Consider the following 24214-nt stretch of genomic DNA (forward strand, 5'->3'; position numbering starts at 1 on the left):
TCCGTACGACGGCGGGTCAGCGCAGCTGCGCCGCCTCCGCCTGCCGTGCCTCCCGGCTCTCGCGGCGGTTGCCGCGGAAGGTGTTCACTCGGCGGGCCGTCGCGAAGAGGGGGATCACGGCGCCCAGCACGACCTGGAGGGCGCAGCCGGCCTGGAGCAGGAACTGACCGCCGGGGGCATCGAAGGCCCACGCGGCCAGCATGGCCATCGCCCCGACGATCCAGCTGAGCATGGCCGCCGCGAGGACACCCCGCGGCTTCGGGTACTCGACCCGGCTCACCATCAGCCACGCCGTGCCGATGATCGCGAGCAGCGTCGGGATGAAGGGGAGTTCGAGCAGGATGATCGAGACGACGGTCAGCGCGCCGAAGGGGCTCGGCATGCCCTGGAACATGCCGTCCTTCATCGTCACGCAGGAGAACCGCGCCAGCCTCAGCACCACCGCCAGCAGCACCACGATCGCGGCGACCGCCGAGACCTTCTGCTGCGCGTCGTCCGCGACCATGCCGTAGACGAGCACGAAGTACGCCGGGGCCAGACCGAAGCTGATCAGGTCCGAGAGGTTGTCGAGCTCGGCGCCCATCGGCGAGCTGCGGAGCTTGCGCGCCACGATGCCGTCGAAGAGGTCGAAGATCGCCGCGCAGAGCATCAGTATCACCGCGGTGGCGGCGCTGTTGCGCGCCATCCCGGTCTCCGTGCTGCCGGTGAGGTGCGGGATGAGGATGCCCGTGGTGGTGAAGTACACCGCCATGAAGCCACACGTGGCGTTACCGAGCGTGAGGGCGTCCGCTATGGACAGCCTCAGCGACAGCGGCATCTCCTCCGCCTCTTCGGCCGCGTCCGCCTCGGCGTCGGCGGCCCAGTCGGCGGCTCGTGTGTCCGGATCAATCACGGTCAATGCGAGTCACCCCCGCGGTCGTGGTCTGCCCGACCTCGACGGCGACCTCGACACCCTCCGGGAGGTAGATGTCGACGCGCGAGCCGAAGCGGATGAGACCGATGCGGTCACCCTGCTCGACCTTCGTCCCCTGCGGGATGTACGGCACGATGCGCCGCGCCACGGCACCCGCGATCTGGATCATCTCGATGTCACCGAGCTCGGTGTCGAAGTGCCAGACGACGCGCTCGTTGTTCTCGGACTCCTTGTTGAAGGCCGGGACGAAGCCACCCGGGACGTGCTCGACCGAGGTCACCGTGCCGGCCATCGGCGCACGGTTGACGTGCACGTTCAGCGGGCTCATGAAGATGGCGACCCGGGTGCGCCCGTCCTTCCACGGCATGATGCTCTGCACCACGCCGTCGGCGGGGGAGATGACCCGGCCCTGAGCGATCTCGCGCTCGGGGTCGCGGAAGAACCACAGCATGCCGGCCGCGAGCGCGGTGGTCGGCACGGCGATGGCCCGGGCGCGCTTCGAACGGCCGGAGCGCGCGAGGCTGAGGGCCGCCGTGGCGACGGTCGGCAGGAGCCACGGCGATGCTCCGCGTGCGATGCGTGCGCCCTTGAGGCTGTCGCGGTGTGCAGAGTTTGGGCTGTGGGGCATGGATGACCTTCGTAGCGGATGATGCCGCGTTGGCAACGGGGGGACGGCGGCTTTCCGGCGATGCTATCGGTTGCGGGGCGCAACTGGGCAAGCCAGGAACCGAGTCGACGGCCGGAAGACGAACACGGGGTGTGATCTTCTTCGCGGCCGAATCGACTCAAAACCGACAATCAGCCCTGGAAGCGGTACTCCTCCAGGAGGCGGCGACCAATGATCATTTTCTGGATCTCGGCGGTACCTTCACCGATGAGCAGCATCGGCGCCTCGCGGTAGAGACGCTCGATCTCGTACTCCTTCGAGAACCCGTAGCCGCCGTGAATGCGGAAGGCATCCTCGACGACCTCCTTGCAGTATTCGGAGGCGAGGTACTTCGCCATCCCCGCTTCGAGGTCGTTTCGTTCCCCGGAGTCCTTTTTGCGTGCTGCGTTCACCATCATCGCATGGGCGGCCTCGACCTTGGTAGCCATTTCGGCCAGCTTGAACTGGATCGCCTGGTGCTGGGCGATCGGCTTTCCGAAAGTGTGACGCTGTTGGGCATACTGGACGCCCAGTTCGAAAGCACGCTGAGCGACGCCGCAGCCACGGGCCGCCACGTTCACGCGGCCGACCTCGACGCCGTCCATCATTTGGTAAAACCCTCGGCCGGTGACCCCGCCGAGGACCCTATTGGCCGGAATGCGCAGGCCGTCCATGATGAGCTCGGTGGTGTCGACCCCCTTGTAGCCCATCTTGTCGATCTTGCCGGGGATGGTGAGGCCGGGGCGGACCTCTCCGAAGCCGGGCTCCTTCTCGACGAGGAAGGTCGTCATCGACTTGTGGGGCGCGGTGCCCTCGGGGTGGCCTTCGTCACTTCGGACGAGAACGGCGACCAGCGTTGACGTGCCGCCGTTGGTCAGCCACATCTTCTGGCCGTTGAGGACGTACTCGTCGCCGTCCTTCACCGCCTTCGACGTGATGGCCGACACGTCCGAGCCGAGGCCCGGCTCCGACATCGAGAACGCGCCACGCGTCTCGCCGGCCGCCATCCGCGGAAGGAAGTACTCCTTCTGCTCCTGGGTGCCGTGCTGCTTCAGCATGTACGCGACGATGAAGTGGGTGTTGATGATGCCGGAGACCGACATCCAGCCGCGGGCGATCTCCTCCACGCAGAGCGCGTAGGTGAGCAGCGACTCGCCCAGGCCCCCGTACTCCTCGGGGATCATCAGACCGAAGACGCCGAGCTCCTTGAGCCCGTCCACGATCTGCTGGGGGTACTCGTCGCGGTGCTCCAGCTCGGTCGCGACCGGGATGATCTCCTTGTCGACGAAGTCCCGCACGGTGGCGAGGATCTCCTGCTGGACGTCGGTCAGACCGTGGGTCTGGGCGAGTCGCGCCATGGCTTACTTCTCCGACTTCTTGGAAGGCTCGATGAGCTCGGGGCGGCCGGGCTGCTCGCCGCCGCGCGCGTCGATGTACTCGGCGGTCGGGACCATCACCTTGCGGCGGAAGACGCAGACGAGGGTGCCGTCCTGCTTGTAGCCCTTGGTCTCGACGTGGACGATGCCGCGGTCGGTCTTCGACTTCGACGGGGTCTTGTCGAGGACCGTGGTCTCGCCGTAGATGGTGTCGCCGTGGAAGGTCGGCGCCACGTGCCGCAGCGACTCGATCTCCAGGTTGGCGATGGCCTTGCCGGAGACGTCCGGCACGGACATGCCGAGCAGCAGCGAGTAGATGTAGTTGCCGACCACCACGTTCCGCTTGAAGTCGGTCGTGTTCTCCGCGTAGTTCACGTCCATGTGCAGCGGGTGGTGGTTCATGGTGAGGAGGCAGAAGAGGTGGTCGTCGTACTCGGTGACCGTCTTCCCGGGCCAGTGCTTGTAGACCGCCCCGACCTCGAACTCCTCGTAGGTGCGTCCGAACTGCATGGGTCAGGCCTCCGGGATCTCGAACTTGCTGGTGCGCTGCATGCCGGCGGCGCGGCCCTTGCCGGAGATGACCAGGGCCATCTTGCGGGAGGCCTCGTCGATCATCTCGTCGCCGAGCATCGCGGAGCCCTTCTTGCCGCCCGCCTCGGAGGTGTAGTAGTCGTACGCGTCGAGGATCAGCTCGGCGTGGTCGTAGTCCTCCTGCGAGGGCGAGAAGATCTCGTTCGCGGCGGCGACCTGGTCCGGGTGGAGCACCCACTTGCCGTCGAAGCCGAGGGCCGCGGCGCGCTGCGCGACCGCCTTGTACCCCTCCTGGTTGCGGATCTGGAGGTACGGGCCGTCGATCGCCTGGAGGTTGTTGGCGCGGGCCGCCATCAGGATGCTCATCAGGATGTGGTGGTACGCGTCCGCCGGGTAGCCGGGCGGCTGCTCGCCGACGACCAGGGACTTCATGTTGATGGAGGCCATGAAGTCGGCCGGGCCGAAGATGATCGTCTCGACGCGCTGCGAGGCCTGCGCGATGGCGTTGACGTTGGTCAGGCCCTGGGCGTTCTCGATCTGCGCCTCGATGCCGATCTTGCCGACCTCGAAGCCCATGGTCTTCTCGATCTGGGTGAGCAGCAGGTCGAGGGCGACGATCTGCTGGGCGTCCTGGACCTTCGGCAGCATGATGCAGTCGAGGTTCTGGCCGGCGCCCTCGACGACGGTGACGACGTCGCGGTACGTCCAGTGGGTCGTCCAGTCGTTGACGCGGACCACGCGGGTCTTGCCGGTCCAGTCGCCCTCGTTGAGGAACTTGACGATGGTGTGCCGGGCCTCGGGCTTGGCCAGCGGGGCGCAGGCGTCCTCCAGGTCGAGGAAGACCTGGTCGGCGGCGAGACCCTGGGCCTTCTCCAGGAAGCGCGGGTTGGAGCCGGGCACCGCGAGACAGGAGCGGCGGGGGCGCAGCCGGTTCACAGAAGGGGCTGCGGCGTAGCCGCTTCCGGTAAGGGCGGAGGTGGGAGACGGGTGGGCGGTGCTGGTCATGCGGGAACCTCCGTGCTTTCGAGGGGGTGGAGCTTGTTCGCTTTCCGGATCTCGTCGACGATACGGCCGATGATCTCGGTGATGCCGAAGTCCTTCGGTGTGAAGACCGCCGCGACGCCCGCGCGGCGCAGTTCCTCGCCGTCGGCGTTCGGGATGATGCCGCCGACCACGACCGGGATGTCGGCGGCGCCGGCGTCCTTGAGGCGGTCGAGGACGTCGGGCACCAGCTGGGCGTGCGAGCCGGAGAGGATCGACAGGCCGACGGCGTGCACGTCCTCCTCCAGGGCGGCGTCCACGATCTGCTCGGGGGTGAGCCGGATGCCCTGGTAGACCACCTCGAACCCGGCGTCGCGGGCCCGCACCGCGATCTGCTCGGCGCCGTTGGAGTGCCCGTCCAGGCCCGGCTTGCCGACCAGGAAGCGGAGCTTGCCGATGCCCAGGTCCTCGGCGGTGCGGTCGACCTTGCGGCGGACCTCGGCCAGCGGCGAGCCGGACTCGGCCGGCACGGCGACCGGGGCGGAGGAGACGCCGGTGGGGGCGCGGTACTCGCCGAAGACCTCGCGCAGCGCCCCGGCCCACTCGCCGGTGGTGACGCCGGCGCGGGCGCACTCCAGGGTGGCCTCCATGAGGTTCTCGGTGCCCCGCGCCGCCGCCTTGAGCTGCTCCAGGGCCTGCTGGGTGGTCGGGAAGACGAACGGGTCGCCGCCGCCCTGGCGGTCCGTGGACTCCTGCCGCTCGGCGCGCCAGCGGGAGACGGCGCCGACGACCTGGGCCTCGACGGCCGGGTCGACGGTCTGGATCGCGGTGTCCAGGTCCGCGGTGAGCGGGTTGGGCTCCGTCGTCTCGAAGACGTTCACGCCGACGATCTTGTCCTGGCCGGACTCGATCCGGGCGCGCCGCTCGGCGTGCGAGGAGACCAGCTGGGCCTTGAGGTAGCCGGACTCGACGGCGGCCATCGCGCCGCCCATCTCCTGGATCCGGTCGATCTCGGCGAGGCACTCGGTGACGAGGGCGTCGACCTTGGCCTCGACGACGTGGGAGCCGGCGAAGATGTCCTCGTACTCCAGGAGGTCGGACTCGTGGGCGAGGACCTGCTGGATGCGCAGGGACCACTGCTGGTCCCAGGGCCGGGGGAGGCCCAGGGCCTCGTTCCAGGCCGGGAGCTGGACGGCGCGGGCCCGGGCGTCCTTGGAGAGGGTGACGGCCAGCATCTCCAGGACGATGCGCTGGACGTTGTTCTCCGGCTGGGCCTCGGTGAGGCCGAGCGAGTTGACCTGGACGCCGTAGCGGAAGCGCCGCTGCTTGGCGTCCCGGATGCCGTACCGCTCCAGCGTGATCTTGTCCCAGATGCGGCCGAAGGCGCGCATCTTGCACATCTCCTCGATGAAGCGGACGCCCGCGTTCACGAAGAAGGAGATGCGGGCGACGACCTCGCCGAACCGCTCCTCGGGCACCTGGCCCGAGTCGCGGACGGAGTCGAGGACCGCGATGGCGGTGGACATCGCGTACGAGATCTCCTGGACCGGAGTGGCCCCCGCCTCCTGCAGGTGGTAGCTGCAGATGTTGATCGGGTTCCACTTCGGGATGTTGTTGACCGTGTACGCGATCATGTCCGTCGTGAGGCGGAGCGAGGGGCCGGGCGGGAAGACGTGCGTCCCGCGCGACAGGTACTCCTTCACGATGTCGTTCTGGGTGGTGCCCTGGAGCTTGGTGATGTCCGCACCCTGCTCCTCGGCCGCCACCTGGTAGAGCGCCAGGAGCCACATCGCCGTGGCGTTGATGGTCATCGAGGTGTTCATCTGCTCCAGGGGGATGTCCTGGAACAGCCGGCGCATGTCACCGAGGTGCGAGACCGGGACCCCGACCCGGCCGACCTCGCCGCGGGCGAGGACGTGGTCCGGGTCGTAGCCCGTCTGGGTCGGCAGGTCGAAGGCGACCGACAGACCGGTCTGCCCCTTGGCGAGGTTGCGCCGGTACAGCTCGTTGGAGGCCTCGGCGGTCGAGTGACCGGCGTAGGTCCGCATGAGCCACGGCCGGTCCTTCTGGCGCTCAGTCATGTACGGTCCCCGGCTCAGATGTTGCGGAAGCGGTTGATGGCGTCGATGTGCTTGGCCCGCAGCTCCTCGTCGCGGACGCCGAGGCCCTCCGCGGGCGCGAGCGCGAGGACGCCGACCTTGCCCTGGTGCAGGTTGCGGTGGACGTCGTACGCGGCCTGGCCGGTCTGCTCCAGGGTGTACGTCTTCGAGAGGGTGGGGTGGATCTTGCCCTTGGCGATCAGGCGGTTGGCCTCCCACGCCTCGCGGTAGTTGGCGAAGTGCGAGCCGATGATCCGCTTCAGCGACATCCACAGGTAGCGGTTGTCGTACTCGTGCATGTAGCCCGAGGTCGAGGCGCAGGTGGTGATCGTGCCGCCCTTGCGGGTCACGTAGACGGAGGCGCCGAAGGTCTCGCGGCCGGGGTGCTCGAAGACGATGTCGATGTCCTCGCCGCCGGTGAACTCGCGGATCTTGGAGCCGAACCGCTTCCACTCGCGCGGGTCCTGGGTCCGCTCGTCCTTCCAGAACCTGTAGCCCTCGGCGTTGCGGTCGATGACCGCCTCGGCGCCCATGGACCGGCAGATGTCGGCCTTCTCGGGGGAGGAGACGACACAGATCGGGTTGGCGCCGCCGGCCAGGGCGAACTGGGTGGCGTAGGAGCCGAGGCCGCCGGAGGCGCCCCAGATGAGGACGTTGTCGCCCTGCTTCATGCCGGCGCCGTTGCGGGAGACCAGCTGGCGGTAGGCGGTGGAGTTGACGAGTCCGGGAGCTGCCGCCTCCTCCCAGCTGAGGTGCTTCGGCTTCGGCATCAGCTGGTTGGACTTCACAAGTGCGAGCTCTGCCAGGCCGCCGAAGTTGGTCTCGAAGCCCCAGATCCGCTGCTCGGGGTCGAGCATCGTGTCGTTGTGGCCGTCGGAGGACTCCAGCTCGACCGAGAGGCAGTGCGCGACGACCTCGTCGCCCGGGTTCCAGGCGTTGACGCCCGGGCCGGTGCGCAGCACGACGCCCGAGAGGTCGGAGCCGATGATGTGGTACGGCAGGTCGTGGCGCTTGGTCAGCTCGGAGAGGCGGCCGTAGCGCTCCAGGAAGCCGAAGGTGGAGAGCGGCTCGAAGATCGAGGTCCAGACCGAGTTGTAGTTCACGGAGCTGGCCATGACGGCGACGAGCGCCTCGCCGGGTCCGAGCTCGGGGATCGGGACCTGGTCGAGGTGGAGCGACTTGCGGGGGTCCTTGTCGCGGCTGGCGAGGCCGGCGAACATCTCCGTCTCGTCCTTGTGGACGGTGACGGCCCGGTACGACTCGGGGAGCTTGATGTTCGCGAAGTCGGTGGACGTGGAGTCCGGCGACTGGATCGCGTCCAGGATTTCCTTCACGGTGTGCCTCCGGCGGAGAGCGTCCGGGGCGCGGACGCCTGAGGGTTACGTCGGGGAGTGCTGCTGCTGTGGAGGTGTGCCGTCGGTTCGGCTCGGGTGGTGCTGTGGCGGCGCCCGGTGGGGCGCGAGGGTTGCCTGTGACGCAGGCGTCCGGGCGCACGGCCGTGAGGCTGTGGGGACAGCCGGAGCACGGGCTTTCCCGACGCTCCGGATACCCGGACGAGATCAACGTATGGCACGCCGTGTCACGTGACAAGGCACTGCGTGCCAACAATTTCTCTCAGATGCGAAAAGGTGCTCACGGATGAGCGATGATCGATCGAACGGGCCTCTGATGGGGCTCTGAGCTGCGGGAACGCGAAGAGGGCCGCCCCCGGGAATCCGGGGGCGGCCCTCCTGTCGGACCTTCGAAGGTGCGGGAGAAGCGGGTCTCAGCCCTTCGTGAGTGCCTGCTGGATGGTCCGCATGACCTCGTCGAGCGGAGCGTCGGTACGGGCCACGGCGACCACCACGTCACCCGAGGCGGAGACCCGTGCCGCCGGAGCCTCCCGCGGCGGCTGGACGGCCTGCCGGTCGGTCTGCGAGGAGGGGGCCGGACGGCCCGCGCCTATGCCCGAGCCGAAGGTCTCCCGGACGATCGCGAAGGCGTGGTCCAGCTGGGACTCCACGTCCCCCTGGCCGCCCGCCCGCAGCCACCGCCGCAGCACGTGGTTGTGGGCGGTGACCACCGCCGAGGCCGCCACCTCGGCCAGCAGCGGGTCGTCGTTGCCGTCGTGGTGGTCCCGCTCGTCGAAGTGGCCCAGCAGATAGCGGGTGAAGAGCCGCTCGTACCGGGCCACCGAGGCGATCTCGCGCTCCCGCAGCGTCGGCACCTCACGGGTCAGCCGGTAGCGGGCCACGGAGATCGCGGGCGCGCCCGCGTACATCTTCATGACCTCCTTGATGCCCCGGCACACCGTGTCGAGCGGGTGCTCGTGCGGCGGCGCCGCGTTCAGCACCGCCTCCGCCCGGACCAGCGTGTCGTCGTGGTCCGGGAAGATCGCCTCCTCCTTGGACCGGAAGTGGCGGAAGAAGGTCCGCCGGGCCACCCCGGCCGCCGCCGCGATCTCGTCGACGGTGGTGGCCTCGTACCCCTTCGTCGCGAAGAGCTCCATCGCGGCGGCCGCCAGCTCCCGCCGCATCTTCAGCCGCTGCGCGGCGGCACGGGTCCCCGCCGCGCTCTCCTGAGCGTCGGACGAAGAGGTGGCACGGGGTGTCTTCACGGCCTTGGGCATGACCCGAACGTACTGCATCCGTGCAGGAAGACGCGCCTGCGGGGGCGGACCGCCGGAGGGCTCCAGGAGCCCTCCCCACCCCCGTCGCGGCTCGACGGGCTCAGCGCCGGGCATATTCGCGGAAGCCGCGCCCCGTCTTGCGGCCCAGGCAGCCGGCCGCCACCAGGTGCTCCAGGAGCGGCGCCGGGGCCAGGCCCGGGTCGCGGAACTCGCGGTGCAGCACCTTCTCGATCGCCAGCGAGACGTCCAGGCCGACCACGTCGAGCAGCTCGAACGGGCCCATCGGGTAGCCGCCGCCCAGCTTCATCGCGGTGTCGATGTCGTCCAGCGTCGCGTAGTGCTCCTGGACCATCTTGACCGCGTTGTTCAGGTACGGGAACAGCAGTGCGTTCACGATGAAGCCGGCCCGGTCGCCGCAGTCCACGCCGTGCTTCTTGATCTTCGCGGTGACCTCGCGGACGGTGGTGTGCACGTCGTCGGCGGTCAGGACCGTACGGACGATCTCGACCAGCTTCATCGCCGGCGCCGGGTTGAAGAAGTGCATGCCGATGACGTCCTGCGGGCGGCTCGTCGCCTTGGCGCAGGCCACGACCGGCAGCGAGGAGGTGGTGGTGGCGAGCACCGCGCCCGGCTTGCAGATCTTGTCGAGTCGGCCGAACAGCTCCTGCTTGACCGCCAGGTCCTCGGCGACCGCCTCGACCGCCAGGTCGACCTCGGCGAAGGCGTCGAGCGAACCGGCCGGGGCGATCCGGGCCAGCGTCTCCTCGCGGGCCTCCTCGGTCATCCGGCCCTTGGCCACGGACCGGGCCAGCGACTTGCCGATGTACGCCTTGGCCGCGTCCGCCTTCTCCTGCGAGCGGGCGGCGAGGACGACGTCGTACCCGGCCTTGGCGAAGACCTCGGCGATGCCGGAGGCCATCGTGCCCGAGCCGGCCACGCCCACCGAGCGGACCTCGCGGCCCGTGCCCCCGGTGCCCGCGGCCGCCGGGGTCAGCGCGTCGGCGACCTTCTCGGCCGCGCCGGGCGCCGCGTAGGTGTAGAAGCCGCGGCCCGCCTTGCGGCCGGTGAGGCCGGCCTCGGAGAGCTGCTTCAGGATCGGCGCGGGGGCGTGCAGCCGGTCGTGGGAGGCCTGGTACATGGCGTCCAGGACGGTACGGGCGGTGTCGATGCCCACCAGGTCGAGCAGTTCGAGCGGGCCCATCGGCAGGCCGCAGCCCAGCTTCATGGCCGCGTCGATGTCCTCGCGGGAGGCGTAGCGGGCCTCGTACATGGCCGCGGCCTGGTTGAGGTAGCCGAAGAGCAGCCCGTCCGCGACGAAGCCCGCCCGGTCGCCGACCGCCACCGGCTCCTTGCCGAGGTCCACGGCGAGCCGGGTGACCGCCTCCACGGCCCGGGGGTCGGTCAGCACCGAGGAGACCACCTCGACCAGCTTCATCGCCTGGACCGGCGCGAAGAAGTGCAGACCGAGGACGCGCTCCGGGTGGGCGGAGTCGGCGGCGAGCCGGGTCACCGAGAGGGCGTTGGTGCCGGTGGCGAGGATGGCGTCCGGCCGGACGATCCCGTCGAGCGCCCGGAAGACCTCCTGCTTGGTCTCGTACGTCTCCGGGACCACCTCGATGACGAGGTCGGCCGCGGCGGCGGCCTGGAGGTCCGAGTAGACCCGGAAGCGCGCCAGCGCGTCCTGCCGCTCGTCCTCGGTGATGCGCTCACGGGCCACGGCGCGGGCCGTGGACGCCTCCAGGGCGGCGACGGCACGGGCGGCCGCGGACTCGCTGACGTCGATGCCGACGACCTCACGGCCGGCCCGGACGAGGACGTCGGCGATACCGGTGCCCATGGTGCCGAGACCGACGACGGCGATGGTGGAGAGAGGGGTGTCCATCAGGGGACTCCTGAGAGGAAGAGTGACGACTGAAGGCGGTGCGCGCGCACGGAGAAAAGGGGCGCGGGAAATACCGGGGAACGCGGCCGGCCGCACGGAGGGCGGCGCCACGGGGGGTACGGAGACGGCTCCGCGGTGTGTCCGGGGATGCGGCCCCGGCGCACACGACGGCGAGGGCCTTGAGGGAAAATAAGGAAGGGAGGACGCGGTCTCTGTCCCTGAACCACGTCGCGAACTGCCGAACCGACCAGCGCTCACCACGGCTGCGTCACCAGGCCGCGGCGAGAAGTGCGGGGGTTCCCCGCTCACTTGAGATTAACCGGCGGGTAACGAGCGCGCCAGTCCTGGGAAGTCGGGAAAATGTGATGTGGATCGCGGATAGCCTCGGATTCATGGAAATCGCCGAGGGAATCTCCGATGATCCCGAATTCTGCTCGATGATCGATCGATTGGGCGACGAGATCGAGAACGAAGAGGGAGCCCTTCCCCCCGCATTCGGAGAACTCGCCCGCACCACCGACCCCGAGGAACTCCACCGGCTCCTCACCGCGCCGGGGCAGCCGCTCTGGGCCCGCGAGATCGCCGCCTACCGGCTCGGCACGGCCGGCGACCCCCGCGCCTTCGAGGCCCTCGTCCTCCTCCTCAACCACCGGGACCCCGAGCGCTGCGTCACCGCCGCCCACGCCCTCGCCCGGCTCGGCGACCCGCGCACCGCCCGCGCCGCCGCCGCCCTCGCCACCAACGAACTCCGCGCCGCCTACGCCCTCCTGCCGGTCCGGCTCCTCGCCGACCTGCGCGCCCCGGAGTCCGTCCCCGCCCTCGTCGCCGTCCTGGAGCGCCGCCTCGTGGCCGGCGACCCCCACTGGCGGGTCGGCCTCGCCTGCGTCGAGGGCCTCGGCACCCTCGGCGACCCGGCCGCCAGGGACGTCCTCGAAGCCGCCCTCCCGCACCCCCGCCTGGGCCGCGCCGCCGAACGCTCCCTGACCCTCCTCGGCGGCCCGGCCGTCTGACCGACCGCCGCCCGCGTCAGCGGACGAGCCGCAGCTCCGGCCGCTCCTCCTCGGGCCGCTCCTCCGGCACCAGGGCGAAGGCCTCGACCTCCAACAGCAGCTCCGGCCGCACCAGCGCGCCCACCTGCACCGCCGAGCTCGCCGGCAGCGGCAGCCCGGCGAAGGCGGCGTCCCGCGCGTCCCGCACGGCCGGGAGGTGGGCCACGTCGGTGAGGAAGTACGTCAGCTTCACCACGTCCCCGAAGCCCGCGCCGGCGGCGGCCAGGCAGCGCTCCAGGTTCGCGAAGACCTGCCGGGCCTGGGCGGCGGGATCCCCCGCGCCCACCAGAGCGCCCTCCCCGTCCAGCGCCAGCTGCCCGGATATCGCGACGAACCGGCCGGTCCCCCAGACGACGTGGCTGTACTGGGGGCTGGGCGCGAGGCCCTCGGGGGCGGACACATGGGTGAGGTGGCTGGTCATGCGGGCCATCCTCGCGCACGCCACTGACAACGCCCGCGCCCTCCGGGGGCGCGGGCGTCATGAGTGACGAGGAGCACAGGTCAGCGCACGTGGCCGAGCAGCCCGTGGAGGGTGGTCCCGGCGACCGCCCCGTCGCCGGCCGCGGCCCGCGTCTCCTTGCCGGTCTCCTTCCGGGTCTCCGTGTCCTTCTTGGTCTCCTTCTCCTTCTCCGCCTTCGGCCTGGGGGCCGGCGCGGGCTCGGGGGCCGGGAGCGCGGCGCACACCGCGTCCACCTCCGACCCGCCCTCGGCGCGCGGCACGGTGCCGGTGGCGAGGTAGGTGGTCAGGTGCTCGTCGAGGCAGTCGTTGCCGGCCAGGGTCACGCCGTGGTTCCCGCCGCCCTGCTCGACGACCAGGCTGGAGCCGTGCAGCATCCGGTGCAGGGCGAGCCCGCCCTCGTACGGGGTGGCGGCGTCGTCCGTGGCCTGGAGGACGAGGACCGGCGGCAGCTGGTCGTTGGTGACGTCCGGCGGGGTGAGCGGCTCCACCGGCCAGAACGCGCAGGGCGCGTTGTACCAGGCGTTGTTCCAGGTGGAGAAGGGCGCCTTGGCGTGGACCTCCCAGTTGTCCTTCCGCCAGACGTTCCAGTCCTTGGGCCAGGCGGCGTCCCGGCACTGGACGGCCGCGTAGACGGAGTAGCCGTTGTCGGCGGCGGAGTCGGCCTCGCCGTACCGCTCGTAGGCGGCGACGAGCGGGGCGGGGTCCTGCTCGTTCACGTACGCGGAGAAGGCGCTCGCGAGCCTGGGCCAGTAGCCGTCGTAGTAGCCGCCGGGCAGGAAGGTGTCCTCCAGCTCGCCCGGGCCGACCTTGCCGCCGGCCGGGGAGTCGCGCAGTTCCTCGCGCATCCGGTACCAGGCGGCCTCGACCGCCGCCGGATCCTTGCCGAGCCCGTACGCGTCGTCGTGCTTCGCCACCCAGGCCATGAGGTCCTTGTGGCGGGTGTCGAAGGCGTAGTCCTGCGCGATGTTGTCCTCGTACCAGACGCCGTTGGGGTTGACCACGGAGTCCAGCGCCATCCGCCGCACCCGCTCCGGGTACAGGCGGGCGTAGACCGCGCCGAGGTAGGTGCCGTACGAGTAGCCGAGGTAGCTGATCCGGTCGGCGCCGAGCGCCGCGCGGATCAGGTCGAGGTCGCGGGCGGTGGAGACGGTGTCGATGTGCGGGAGCACGTCCGCGTGCTTCTTGCCGCAGGCGGCGGCGAAGGCCTGGGCGCGCTCCAGGGCGGTCCGCTCGGCCTCGGCGCCGCGCGGCACCGAGTCGGGGCGCACCGGGTCGAAGTGGCCGGGCCGGCAGTCGAGCGCGGGCTCGCTCTTGCCGACGCCGCGCGGGTCGAAGCCGATGACGTCGTACTGGGCGGCGACCTTCGCGGGCAGCGAGGCGGCGACGTAGCCGGCCATGGCGCGGCCGCTGCCGCCCGGTCCGCCGGGGTTGACCAGGAGCGGGCCCTGGGAGGTCTTGGCGGTGTGCGGGATCCGGGTGAGCGCGAGCGTGATGCTCCGGCCGGCCGGGTCGTCGTGGTCGAGCGGCACCTTGAGGGTGCCGCACTGGAGCTTCGGGTAGGCCTTGGTGCCGCAGTCGGTCCAGGCGAGCGGGGGGAGGGGGCGGGGGACCGGTTCACCGGTGCCCGCGGCGGACGCGGGCAGGACGGTGACCGTCCCGGCGACCAGTGCCCCAGCGGCGATCAGCATTCCTGCGCGGGTGGTCATGGAGCCTGGAGTGCCCCGCGGGGCGCGGGACACGACCTGTTGCGCCCGGGAACGACCCGAAAGGAGGGGGTGTCGACGGCGTGTCAGGTGACCTTCCGGCGTGTCGGCGGGCTCAGAGGAGGGTGAGCTGCTCCGGGCCCCGGGACGGTTCGGGGGAGGGGTGCGCGATGCGGCGCGGGGCGCCCCGGTCGGCCGGTCCGATGCCGAACTCGGCGGCCAGCTCGTGGACCTGACGGGTGATGCGGCGCTGGTACCAGGTCGGCGCGTAGGCCCCGCCGGCGTACATCCGCTCGTACCGGCCGACCAGGTGGGGGTGGTGGCGTTCGAGCCAGCTCGTGAACCACTCGCGGGCGCCGGGCCGCAGGTGGAGGACGAGCGGGGTGACGGAGACCGCGCCGGCCTCGGCGATCGCGCGGACGGTGGCGCGCAGCTGCTCGGGGGAGTCGCCGAGGAAGGGGACGACGGGGGCCATGAGGACCCCGCAGCCGATGCCGTGCTCGCCGAGCGCGCGGACCACGTCGAGGCGGCGGTGCGGGGCGGGGGTGCCGGGCTCGATCGTCCGCCACAGCTCCTCGTCGGTGAAGCCGACCGAGACGGAGACGCCGACCTCGGTGACCTGGGCGGCCTGGGTGAGCAGCTCCAGGTCGCGCAGGATCAGGGTGCCCTTGGTGAGGATGGAGAAGGGGTTGGCCCGGTCGCGCAGCGCCGTGAGGATGCCGGGCATCAGGCGGTAGCGGCCCTCGGCCCTCTGGTAGCAGTCGACGTTGGTGCCCATGGCGATGTGGGCGCCCTGCCAGCGGCGGGAGGCGAGCTGGCGGGTGAGCAGCTCGGGGGCGTTGATCTTCACCACGATCTGGGAGTCGAAGCCGAGGCCGGTGTCGAGGTCCAGATAGCCGTGGGTCTTGCGGGCGAAGCAGTAGACGCACGCGTGCGTGCAGCCGCGGTACGGGTTCACGGTCCACTCGAAGGGCATCCGGGAGGCGCCGGGGACGCGGTTGAGGATGGACCGGGCCCGGACCTCGTGGAAGGTGATGCCGCGGAACTCGGGGGTGTCGAAGGTCCGGGTGGTGACCGCGTCCGCGCCGAACAGGGCGATGTCGGCGGGCGCGGGCGGGGTGTCGCCCAGATGGTCCCAGCGCATTGGACGCCTCCTCGATCGATTTCGTTCGTACGTTCGACTCTCCTGGCGCCCAGAATAGAACAACTGTTCTCTTGATCGTCGCAACCCGGATTTCGCCGCCCGCGAGGCTCGTGGTTCGCTTGGCCCCACACCCCCGAAACACCCCCGAAGAACCACGAGCTGGAGGAAATGCGATGGCGCAGGTCGAGGCCACGACGGAACGGATCATCGCGGCGGACGCGGAGACCGTGTTCGACACGCTGGCCGACTACAGCGGCGCGCGCGCGAAGCTGCTGCCCGAGCACTTCAGCGAGTACGAGGTGCGCGAGGGCGGCGACGGCGAGGGCACCCTCGTCCACTGGAAGCTCCAGGCCACCAGCAAGCGCGTCCGCGACTGCCTCCTGGAGGTCACCGAGCCCACCGACGGGCAGCTCGTCGAGAAGGACCGGAACTCCTCCATGGTCACCACCTGGACCGTGACCCCGGCCGGCGAGGGCAGGTCCCGCGCCGTCGTCACCTCCGTCTGGAACGGCGCCGGCGGCATCGGCGGCTTCTTCGAGCGGGCCTTCGCCCCCAAGGGCCTCGCCCGGATCTACGACGCGATCCTCGCCAACCTCGCGGCCGAGACCGAGAAGTAACGCCCCGGGCGTTCACCGATTCGAGTGGATTCCCCGCCGCCCCCGTACCGGCGCCCGAAGTGCCGCGGGGGCGCGGGGAGTTCCGCAAAGGCGCTGATGAGCGCCGCACGCACCCCTCCGTACCCCGCCGTACGCCCGCCGCGGACCTCCGCCGGGCCACCTCCCGCCCCCCGCGCCCGACTTGCTCCCGCTTCGCGCCCGATGCGAAGAATGACCCGTCCCCGAGGGTGCCTTCGCGCCGAGGCCGCTGCCGCGCCGGGGCGACGCCATGACGAGGGGAGCCGTACGTGGGTGCGATCACGCTGGTGAAGGACGCCGGGGGAGCCCCCGCGCTCCCCGAGGACGGCCCGCCCGGCGGCCCCCCGCCGCCCTCCCCGGCCGAGACCCCGCTCGACCCCCGCCGCGTCCGGCTCGTCTTCTTCGGCCTGATGCTCGCGCTGCTCCTGGCCGCCCTGGAGCAGATGATCGTCGCCACCGCCCTGCCGAAGATCGTCGGCGAACTCCAGGGCCTGGACCGGATGTCCTGGGCGATCACCGCCTACCTGCTGACCTCCACCATCGGCCTGCCCGTCTACGGCAAGCTCGGCGACCTCCTCGGCCGCAAGAGCGTCTTCCTCTTCGCCATCGTCGTCTTCGTCATCGGCTCGGGACTCGCCGGCTGGTCCCGCAGCATGGACGAGCTCATCGCCTTCCGCGCCCTCCAGGGCGTCGGCGCCGGCGGCCTCATGATCGGCGTCCAGGCGATCATCGCCGACATCGTCCCGGCCCGCGAACGCGGCCGCTACATGGGCCTGATCGGCGCCGCCTTCGGCCTCGCCTCGGTCGCCGGACCGCTCCTCGGCGGCTTCTTCACCGACCACGTCTCCTGGCGCTGGTGCTTCTACTTCAACGTCCCCTTCGGGCTCGTCACCCTCGCCGTCGTCGCCGCCGTCCTCAAACTGCCCAAGCCGAAGGCCCGCGCCCGCTTCGACGTCCTCGGCACCCTGCTCCTCGCCGCCGCCTCCACCTGCCTGGTCCTGCTGACCAGTTGGGGCGGGACGGAGTACGACTGGGACGACCGGGTCATCATCGCCCTCGGCTGCGGCGCCGCCGGAACGGTCCTGCTCTTCCTGGTCGTCGAGCACCTCGCGCCCGAACCCCTCATCCCGCCGCGGCTGTTCCGCGACTCCGTCTTCACCGTCACCGCCCTCGTCGGCGCCGTCGTCGGCATCGCCCTCTTCGGCGCCGCGAGTTACCTGCCGAGCTTCCTCCAGATGGTCGAGGGCGCCACCGCCACCGAGTCCGGGCTCCTGATGCTCCCGCTCATGGGCGGGATCGTCGTCGCCTCCGTCGTCTCGGGACAGCTCATCAGCCGCACCGGCCGCTACAGGATCTACCCGGTGCTCGGCTCCGCCTTCGCCGTCCTCGGCATGGCCCTGCTCTCCCGCATGGACATCGGCACCCCCCGCCTCACCCACAGCCTCTGGCAGGCGGTCCTCGGCACCGGCATCGGCCTGATCATGCCGGTGCTCATCCTCGCCGTGCAGAACAGCGTCCGGCCCGCCGACCTCGGCACCGCGACCAGCGCCCACAACTACTTCCGCCAGATCGGCGGCAGCGTCGGCGCCGCGATCTTCGGCACCGTCTTCGCCGCCCGCCTCGACTCGGCCCTCGCCGACCGGCTCCCCGCCGTCCAGGACGCCGGTGCCCAGGGAGCCGGCGACCAGGGAGCCGCGCTTCCGCCCGCCGAGGCGATCACCCCGCAGACCGTGCACGCCCTGCCGCCCGCCCTGCGCGACCTCTACGTCCAGGCGTACGCGGACGCCATGCCGCGGATCTTCCTCTACCTCGTGCCGGTCCTCGTGCTCGGCCTCGTCCTCGCCTTCTTCCTCAAGGAGAAACCGCTGGTGTCCCACCCCACCCCCGCCGCCGAGGCCGCCGACACCCACCTCGACACCGGCACCCAGGCCGTCCCGCACGCCCGCCACGCCGCCCCCGCCCCCGCCGCCGCGCCGCCCCACACCGGGGTGCCCGTCTGCGGCACCGTCCAGCACCACGACGGCAGCCGCGTCCCGCGCGCCGCGCTCACCCTCATCGACGTCGGCGGCCGGCAGATCGGCCGCGGCGCGAGCGGCGAGGACGGCCGGTACGCGCTCAGCGTGCCCGGCGGCGGCTCGTACGTGCTCATCGCCGCGGCGGGCGGCCACCAGCCGCAGGCCGTCTCCGTGACCGTCGGCGACCGGCCGGTCGAACTCGACGTGGTCCTCGGCGGCGCGGGCCGCCTCGCGGGCAGCGTCCTCACCGCCGACGGCACCCCCGTCCGGGACGCCGCCGTCACCCTCACCGACGTACGCGGCGAGGTCGTCGCCTCCACCCGCAGCGGCCGCGAGGGCGGATACGTGATCACCGAGCTGGTCGCCGGCGAGTACACCCTCGCCGCCAGCGCCCCCGCCTTCCGGCCCGCCGCCGTCCCCGTCAGCGTCCAGTCCTCCCGCGAGACCCGCCAGGACATCGAACTCGCGGGCGGGGCGGTCCTCCGGGGCACGGTCAGGGCCGGCGGCGGCCGTCCGGTGGAGGACGCCCGCGTCACCCTGCTCGACGCGGCCGGGAACGTCGTCGACACCCTCACCACCGGCCCCGACGGCACCTTCCGCTTCGTCGACCTGTCCACCGGCGAGTACACCGTCATCGCCGCCGGCTACCCGCCCGTCGCCACCGTCCTCCAGGTGGCCGGCGGAGGCCGCACCGAACGCGACCTCCAGCTCGGCCACCAGGACTGACGGAGGCGTGACGGGTCAGGGGGCGGTCGGCGCGGCCTTGCGCAGGGCGGCGATGCAGCCGCCGATCGCCTCCTGGAGGGCTTCGAGGCGCTGGAGCATGTCCTCCTCGTAGATCTCCTCCTCCAGCACCTCGTCGAGGGTCAGCTCCTCGAAGACCTTCGTGGCCTTCTGCAGGGAGCTGTAGAAACGGGTCCTGCGCTCCTGCACCCGAAGCGCCGGATCCTCCTCGACGGCCCGGGCGACGAGCCCCTTCACCGACTCGTACGCCTCGCCGGCCCACTCGCCGGCCTCCTCCGAGTCATCCAGCTCGTCGATCAGCGACAGATGCCGCTCGGCCTCCGCCCGCACCTCGGCCGGCGCCTCCACGGTCTGCCCGGCGGGGGTCCTGACCTGCCCGCTCTCCACGATCTGCCGGACGTAGCCGACCCGGTCGGCGGCCTTCGCCTCGCTCGCCACCGCCTTCTTCAGATCGTCGGTGCGGGCGATCGCCCTGGCCATCTCCGTCTGGAGCGCCGGGTCCTCCTTCATCCGGTCGAGGAGCGCCCCGCGCGCCGCCTCCGCCGTCCCCGGGTCGGCGAGGATCGCGGCCCGCAGCGCCGTCGGGTTCTCCGCCACCTCCAGCGCCTTCGTCGGCCGGATCCCCTCCGCCTCCGCCGCCGCGCTGATCGCCTGGCCACGCACCGAGGACGCGCTGTTGCGGGAGGTGTAGTACGACAGCCACACGTCGGCGTCCGGCAGCTCGATGTCGGCGCCCGGCTCCAGGACCTCGAACTGCGGCACCAGACCGTCGTCCGCCGCCATGTCCCACGCCTTGTAGTAGCGCATCACGCGCTCCGCCGAGCAGCCGGCGAGCGCGGCGAACGCCCGCGCCGACACCTTCCGCGCCGCCGTGCCCTCGGCCGCCTGGCCGCCGGGCCGCACACTGCGCGCCACCTTGAGCGCGAACGCCCAGCCGCCGGTCCGCGCGTACACCCCGAAGTCCTGGGCGTCCCGGACGACGACGGGGTCGTGGTCGGCGGGGTCGGTGGCGGTCTCCTCCTCGGCTGCCGGGGTGTCCTGCGGGTCCGCTGCCTGCGGGACCCAGAAGCCCTCCTCCGGCTCGGAGGCGGGGGCGGGGGTGGTGTCGGACGGATCGAGGGCGATGGTCACCGAGAACACTCCGGTCGGTCGGGCGGGACAACTGCGGCCGACAGCCTATACGTACCCCTTGGTGGTAGTTGGCCCGATTCGGTCATCGGATCGTCGGAGAAGGACCTGTCGGAGAAGGACCTGTCGGAGAAGGACCTGTCGGAGAAAGGCCTGTCGGAGAAAGGCCTGTCGGAGAAAGGCCTGGCGTCCGGGAGGCATCGCCCGGCAGGATGCCTCCATGATCCACGGAATCGAGTCCCACCCCGCGCCGTGAGCGCCCCGCACGAGCGGCCGACGCCCGCTCCCTCCCTGTACGCGTACGCGACCGCCGGGAGCCGGCGCGACACCCCGCCGCCCCGGGGCGGCCTTCCGCTCCCCGAGACGGCGCGACCCTCGTACGGCGAGGGCGCCCGGCCCCCGTACAAGCAGGCCCGCGCGCTCGTCACCGGCCTGCTCCACGCCCGGCTCGCCGAACCCGACACGGCCCGCGCGGCCGCCGAGACCGAACGCGCCCTCGTCGCCACCCGCGTCCGCGAACAGCTCGTCTTCCCCACCGCCGCCGCGCTCGACCCCGCCGACCCGGCGGCCGCCCGCGCCCTCGCCCGGCGGCTCGTCCGCGACGGGACGACCGTCCACGGCGTGGCCGCCGGACTCGGACTCCTCACCCGGCTCGGCGAGCCCGAGGACGTCCCGTACCTGCGTGCCCTCGGACGGCTCGAAGACGTCTTCCGGTACGCCGTCGAGGCCCTCGACCCCCTGGACCGGCCCGCCGCCGCCCTCCTGTGGCTGACGCACCTCACCGCCACCGACGCACCGCGCGGGCTCGTCGAGGCCGTCGCCGCCGGGGACCACGCCCTTGTACGGGAACGGCTCCTCGGGCTCGCTCCGAACGACCGGCGCATGGGGCCGGACGAGGCCCGGCGCGTTGCCGAGGCCACCCGGCTCGCGGACCTCCTCGGCCGGGCGCCCGAGGACACCGGACTCCTCGGCCAGGCCCTGCGGCTCCTCGCCCGGACGGTCACCCAGGGCGACCACGGGATCGAGATCCTCGCGTACGCCGACGCCCCCGCCCTCTACGGGACGCTGGCCGCCCGCGCCCACCTGCTGCCCCCGGACCCCGGCCACCAGGCCCGGCTGCTCACCCTCGCCCAGGACCTCCACAGCGGCGCCGCCCACCTGCTCGACTGGCCGGCCGGCCGCCGTGAGGCGGTCCTCGGACAGCTCCTGGACGCGGTGCGCGAACCCGGGTCGGAGGGACGGCGCGCCGACTGGATCCGGCGCACCGCCCGGCACCTCCGCGGGGCGGCGGGCCCGGACCCGGTGCCCGGGCTGCGGATCGAGGTCGCCGTCGCCGACCCGGCCGGGCCGACCGCCGTCGAGACCCGGATCCTGGTCGACGGGCGCCCGGTCCTGCCCGTCGCCTTCCCGCAGGGGCGGGGCGACACCCCCGAAGAGCTCCTCGACCCGGGCGCCCTGCGGGCAGGCGCCGAGCCCCACCCCGTGCGGCTCGGCGTCACCTCCTGCGCCGAGGCCTGCTGCGGCGCCCTGTACGTCACCGTCCGCCGCGAGGGCCCGCACGTGGTGTGGGACGGCTGGCGGCGGCCCGGCCGGCCGCCGGAACTCCCCGCGTACCGCTTCGACGCCGAGGCCTACGACGCCGAGATCGCCCGCGCCGAGCACGACCGCGCCTGGACCTGGCCGGCCCGGCACACCGCCCGTCTGATCACCGCGGGCCTCCGCGACCGGCCCGGACTCCTCACCCGCTGGGGACTGCGGCAGGGTTGGATCAGCACGTACTACAAGGACCCCGACACGACCGTCGTCACCTTCACCGGACCGCCCCTGGAAGGCCCCGGCGAGCCGCGCCAGTTCCGGTGGCACCTGCCCGACGACGGGAGACCGCCCGCGCAGCGCGCCGCCGAAGCGCTGCGCCGCATGGCCGAGACCGATCCGAGGACCTTCGCACAACGGCCCTGACGTGCCGGTATACCGCCCCTGGCGACAGCATTGGTCCACTCCAACGACAGTTATCCACAGGGGTGGTACGGCCGCCGGGCGGAGCGTACGGTGCCAGTCATGAAGATCCTCATCAGCGCCGACATGGAGGGCGCCACCGGCGTCACCTGGCCGGCCGACGTGCTGCCCGGCACGCCCCAGTGGGAGCGCTGCCGCCCGATGTTCACCTCGGACGTGAACGCGGCGGCGCTCGGCTTCCTCGACGGCGGCGCCGACGAGGTGCTGGTGAACGAGGCGCACTGGACGATGCGGAACCTGCTCCTGGAGCAGCTGGACGAGCGCGTCCAGATGCTCACCGGCCGGCACAAGTCGCTGTCGATGGTCGAGGGCGTCCAGCACGGGGACGTCGACGGGATCGCGTTCGTCGGCTACCACACGGGCGCCGGCGCGGAGGGCGTCCTCGCCCACACCTACCTCGCCAACTCGATCACGGGCGTCTGGCTGAACGGCCTCCGGGCGAGCGAGGGGGTGCTCAACGCGCATGTGGTCGCCGAGTACGGCGTCCCCGTCGTCCTCGTCACCGGCGACGACCTGACCTGCGAGGACGCCCTCGACTACGCGCCCGAGGCGCTCAAGGTCGCCGTCAAGGACCACGTCTCCCGGTACGCGGCGGTGTGCCGGACGCCGGCCCGCACCGCCGCCGACATCCGGGCCGCCGCCCGTGAGGCCGCCGCCCTGGCGGTCCGTCACGAGCCGGTGCACGCCGGGCCGCACACCGTCCAGGTGGAGTTCGACGCGGAACACCTGGGCGCCGCCGCCACGGTGGTTCCCGGCGTGGCGCGCAGCGGCGAGCGGCGCGTCGCCTACACCAGCGCGACGATGTACGAGGCGATTCGCACGTTCAAAGCGGTCACGACGATCGTCTCGGCCGCCGTGGAGGAGCAGTATGGCTAGCAGCACGTCCCCCGACAGCACGTCCCCGGACCGCACGTCGTCCCCCGACCGCACGTCGTCCCCCGACGGCACGACGTCCCCCGCGGGGCCCGACGCGAAGGCGCTCGACGAGGTCGTCGCCTTCACCTCCGACCTGATCCGCGTCGACACCACCAACCGCGGCGGCGGCGACTGCCGCGAGCGCCCCGCCGCCGAGTACGTCGCCGAACGGCTCGCCGACGCCGGGCTCGAACCGACCCTCCTGGAGCGCACCCCCGGCCGGACCAACGTGGTCGCCCGCATCCCCGGCACCGACCCCACCGCGCCCGCGCTCCTCGTCCACGGCCACCTCGACGTCGTGCCCGCCGACCCGGCCGAGTGGACCGTCCACCCGTTCTCCGGGGAGGTCCGCGACGGCGTCGTCTGGGGGCGCGGCGCCGTCGACATGAAGAACATGGACGCGATGGTCCTCGCCGTCGCCCGCTCCTGGGCCCGCCAGGGGATCCGGCCGCGCCGAGACATCGTCCTCGCCTACACCGCCGACGAGGAGGACAGCGCAGAGGACGGCTCCGGCTTCCTCGCCGACCGGCACGCCGCGCTCTTCGAGGGCTGCACCGAGGGCATCAGCGAGTCCGGCGCCTTCAGCTTCCACCCGCACCCCGGCATGACGCTGTACCCGATCGGGGCGGGGGAGCGGGGCACCGCCTGGCTCAGGCTCACCGCCCACGGCCGCGCCGGCCACGGCTCCAAGGTCAACGAGGCGAACGCGGTCACCCGCCTCGCCGCCGCCGTCGCCCGCATCGGCGCCCACGCGTGGCCCGTGCGGCTCACCGCCACCGTCCGCGCCGCCCTCACCGAACTGGCCGCGCTGCACGGCATCGAGATCGACACCGGCGACCCCGAGCTCGACGTGCCGCTCCTGCTCGACAAGCTGGGACCGGCCGCCGCCCTCGTCGAGGCCACCGTCCGCAACAGCGCCAACCCGACGATGCTCCAGGCCGGGTACAAGTGCAACGTCATCCCCGGTCAGGCCGTCGCCTACGTCGACGGGCGGATGCTGCCCGGCACCGAGGACGAGTTCGCGGCCACCATGGACCTGCTCACCGGGCCGGACGTCGAGTGGGAGTTCCACCACCGCGAGGTGCCCCTCGAAGCACCCGTCGACACCCCGACCTTCGCCAAGCTGCGGGCCGCCGTCGAGCGCTTCGACCCGGACGGGCACACCCTGCCCTTCACCATGTCCGGCGGCACCGACGCCAAGCAGTTCTCCCGGCTCGGCATCACCGGCTACGGCTTCTCACCGCTGAAGCTGCCCCCGGGCCTGGACTACGGCGCGCTCTTCCACGGCGTCGACGAACGCGTCCCCGTCGACGCCCTGCACTTCGGCGTGCGGGTGCTCGACCACTACCTGAAGACCGCGTAGGACCCG

19 protein-coding genes are annotated in these 24214 nt (G+C 71.9%); 6 read left to right on the top strand and 13 right to left on the bottom strand.

Annotation, left to right across the window (positions count from 1 at the left end; all coding sequences use genetic code 11):
* Positions 1–16: 16 nt before the first annotated feature.
* From pssA to HHL19_RS15185, 9 genes are all read right to left on the bottom strand, one after another.
* Complete coding sequence (pssA, locus tag HHL19_RS15145) at positions 17–892, bottom strand: CDP-diacylglycerol--serine O-phosphatidyltransferase (protein ID WP_169090080.1); 876 nt, start codon at positions 890–892, stop codon at positions 17–19.
* Positions 885–1541: a phosphatidylserine decarboxylase gene (locus tag HHL19_RS15150; RefSeq protein ID WP_169089696.1), complete on the bottom strand. Its 657-nt coding sequence runs from the start codon at positions 1539–1541 to the stop codon at positions 885–887. The genes pssA and HHL19_RS15150 overlap by 8 nt, the downstream gene beginning before the upstream one ends.
* Positions 1542–1711: 170 nt before the next feature.
* Positions 1712–2917 carry an acyl-CoA dehydrogenase family protein gene (locus HHL19_RS15155; RefSeq protein ID WP_031004478.1) on the bottom strand — a complete coding sequence of 402 codons (1206 nt, stop codon included), beginning with the start codon at positions 2915–2917 and terminating at the stop codon, positions 1712–1714.
* Between the two features lie 3 nt (positions 2918–2920).
* On the bottom strand, positions 2921–3445 hold the full coding sequence (locus HHL19_RS15160; protein ID WP_169089698.1) for a MaoC family dehydratase: 525 nt from the start codon (positions 3443–3445) through the stop codon (positions 2921–2923).
* A gap of 3 nt (positions 3446–3448) precedes the next feature.
* Entirely contained in the window at positions 3449–4471 is a 1023-nt protein-coding gene (locus HHL19_RS15165; RefSeq protein ID WP_240981603.1) for a CoA ester lyase, read from the bottom strand.
* Positions 4468–6528: a protein meaA gene (locus tag HHL19_RS15170; protein WP_169089700.1), complete on the bottom strand. Its 2061-nt coding sequence runs from the start codon at positions 6526–6528 to the stop codon at positions 4468–4470. Before HHL19_RS15170 ends, HHL19_RS15165 begins: the two co-directional genes overlap by 4 nt.
* A gap of 14 nt (positions 6529–6542) precedes the next feature.
* Positions 6543–7880: a crotonyl-CoA carboxylase/reductase gene (gene ccrA / locus HHL19_RS15175; RefSeq protein WP_169089702.1), complete on the bottom strand. Its 1338-nt coding sequence runs from the start codon at positions 7878–7880 to the stop codon at positions 6543–6545.
* A gap of 431 nt (positions 7881–8311) precedes the next feature.
* Entirely contained in the window at positions 8312–9154 is an 843-nt protein-coding gene (locus HHL19_RS15180; protein WP_206324997.1) for a TetR family transcriptional regulator, read from the bottom strand.
* A 100-nt stretch (positions 9155–9254) separates the two neighbouring features.
* The gene (locus HHL19_RS15185; RefSeq protein WP_169089706.1) at positions 9255–11036 is read right to left on the bottom strand and encodes a 3-hydroxybutyryl-CoA dehydrogenase; all 1782 of its coding nucleotides are present in this window, start codon (positions 11034–11036) and stop codon (positions 9255–9257) included.
* A gap of 392 nt (positions 11037–11428) precedes the next feature.
* Between HHL19_RS15185 and HHL19_RS15190 the strand changes: the two genes are divergently transcribed.
* Positions 11429–12046 (top strand): HEAT repeat domain-containing protein, encoded by a 618-nt coding sequence (locus tag HHL19_RS15190; protein WP_206324998.1) that lies wholly within the window; start codon positions 11429–11431, stop codon positions 12044–12046.
* 16 nt (positions 12047–12062) lie between these two features.
* Here HHL19_RS15190 and HHL19_RS15195 read toward each other — a convergent pair whose 3' ends face one another.
* The 3 genes from HHL19_RS15195 to HHL19_RS15205 form a co-directional block, all read right to left on the bottom strand.
* A complete protein-coding gene (locus HHL19_RS15195) occupies positions 12063–12506 on the bottom strand; it encodes a RidA family protein (protein ID WP_169089712.1) in 444 nt (147 codons plus the stop codon).
* Positions 12507–12586: 80 nt separating this feature from the next.
* Positions 12587–14251 carry an alpha/beta hydrolase gene (locus HHL19_RS15200; protein WP_169089714.1) on the bottom strand — a complete coding sequence of 555 codons (1665 nt, stop codon included), beginning with the start codon at positions 14249–14251 and terminating at the stop codon, positions 12587–12589.
* A 112-nt stretch (positions 14252–14363) separates the two neighbouring features.
* Positions 14364–15392, bottom strand: coding sequence for an Rv2578c family radical SAM protein (locus tag HHL19_RS15205; protein WP_169089716.1), 1029 nt, complete (start codon positions 15390–15392; stop codon positions 14364–14366).
* A gap of 173 nt (positions 15393–15565) precedes the next feature.
* Here HHL19_RS15205 and HHL19_RS15210 point away from each other — a divergent pair, with 173 nt between their 5' ends.
* A complete protein-coding gene (locus HHL19_RS15210) occupies positions 15566–16009 on the top strand; it encodes an SRPBCC family protein (RefSeq protein ID WP_169089718.1) in 444 nt (147 codons plus the stop codon).
* Positions 16010–16296: 287 nt separating this feature from the next.
* Positions 16297–18768, top strand: a complete 2472-nt coding sequence (locus tag HHL19_RS15215; RefSeq protein ID WP_346768350.1) for an MFS transporter — start codon at positions 16297–16299, stop codon at positions 18766–18768.
* 15 nt (positions 18769–18783) lie between these two features.
* On the opposite strand, the gene HHL19_RS15220 is transcribed toward HHL19_RS15215, so the two are convergent.
* Positions 18784–19917, bottom strand: a complete 1134-nt coding sequence (locus tag HHL19_RS15220; RefSeq protein ID WP_169089720.1) for a hypothetical protein — start codon at positions 19915–19917, stop codon at positions 18784–18786.
* Positions 19918–20166: 249 nt separating this feature from the next.
* Here HHL19_RS15220 and HHL19_RS15225 point away from each other — a divergent pair, with 249 nt between their 5' ends.
* The 3 genes from HHL19_RS15225 (at position 20167) to HHL19_RS15235 (ending at position 24208) form a co-directional block, all read left to right on the top strand.
* Positions 20167–21873, top strand: a complete 1707-nt coding sequence (locus tag HHL19_RS15225) for a hypothetical protein (RefSeq protein WP_169089722.1) — start codon at positions 20167–20169, stop codon at positions 21871–21873.
* A gap of 99 nt (positions 21874–21972) precedes the next feature.
* Positions 21973–22806 carry a M55 family metallopeptidase gene (locus HHL19_RS15230; protein WP_169089724.1) on the top strand — a complete coding sequence of 278 codons (834 nt, stop codon included), beginning with the start codon at positions 21973–21975 and terminating at the stop codon, positions 22804–22806.
* Positions 22799–24208, top strand: coding sequence for a M20/M25/M40 family metallo-hydrolase (locus tag HHL19_RS15235; RefSeq protein WP_240981604.1), 1410 nt, complete (start codon positions 22799–22801; stop codon positions 24206–24208). The genes HHL19_RS15230 and HHL19_RS15235 overlap by 8 nt, the downstream gene beginning before the upstream one ends.
* Positions 24209–24214: the final 6 nt, after the last annotated feature.

This window comes from Streptomyces sp. R302 (assembly GCF_012927245.1).
Lineage (GTDB): Bacteria > Actinomycetota > Actinomycetes > Streptomycetales > Streptomycetaceae > Streptomyces.

Excerpts from the sequence above, each read along its gene's own strand:
- HHL19_RS15210 (WP_169089718.1), top strand. The coding sequence starts at position 15,566 with ATGGCGCAGGTCGAGGCCACGACGGAACGGATCATCGCGGCGGACGCG.
- HHL19_RS15200 (WP_169089714.1), bottom strand. The coding sequence starts at position 14,251 with ATGACCACCCGCGCAGGAATGCTGATCGCCGCTGGGGCACTGGTCGCC.
- HHL19_RS15185 (WP_169089706.1), bottom strand. The coding sequence starts at position 11,036 with ATGGACACCCCTCTCTCCACCATCGCCGTCGTCGGTCTCGGCACCATG.
- HHL19_RS15195 (WP_169089712.1), bottom strand. The coding sequence starts at position 12,506 with ATGACCAGCCACCTCACCCATGTGTCCGCCCCCGAGGGCCTCGCGCCC.
- HHL19_RS15180 (WP_206324997.1), bottom strand. The coding sequence starts at position 9,154 with ATGCCCAAGGCCGTGAAGACACCCCGTGCCACCTCTTCGTCCGACGCT.
- HHL19_RS15150 (WP_169089696.1), bottom strand. The coding sequence starts at position 1,541 with ATGCCCCACAGCCCAAACTCTGCACACCGCGACAGCCTCAAGGGCGCA.
- HHL19_RS15205 (WP_169089716.1), bottom strand. The coding sequence starts at position 15,392 with ATGCGCTGGGACCATCTGGGCGACACCCCGCCCGCGCCCGCCGACATC.
- HHL19_RS15170 (WP_169089700.1), bottom strand. The coding sequence starts at position 6,528 with ATGACTGAGCGCCAGAAGGACCGGCCGTGGCTCATGCGGACCTACGCC.
- HHL19_RS15165 (WP_240981603.1), bottom strand. The coding sequence starts at position 4,471 with ATGACCAGCACCGCCCACCCGTCTCCCACCTCCGCCCTTACCGGAAGC.
- HHL19_RS15190 (WP_206324998.1), top strand. The coding sequence starts at position 11,429 with ATGGAAATCGCCGAGGGAATCTCCGATGATCCCGAATTCTGCTCGATG.
- HHL19_RS15160 (WP_169089698.1), bottom strand. The coding sequence starts at position 3,445 with ATGCAGTTCGGACGCACCTACGAGGAGTTCGAGGTCGGGGCGGTCTAC.
- HHL19_RS15155 (WP_031004478.1), bottom strand. The coding sequence starts at position 2,917 with ATGGCGCGACTCGCCCAGACCCACGGTCTGACCGACGTCCAGCAGGAG.
- HHL19_RS15235 (WP_240981604.1), top strand. The coding sequence starts at position 22,799 with ATGGCTAGCAGCACGTCCCCCGACAGCACGTCCCCGGACCGCACGTCG.
- HHL19_RS15230 (WP_169089724.1), top strand. The coding sequence starts at position 21,973 with ATGAAGATCCTCATCAGCGCCGACATGGAGGGCGCCACCGGCGTCACC.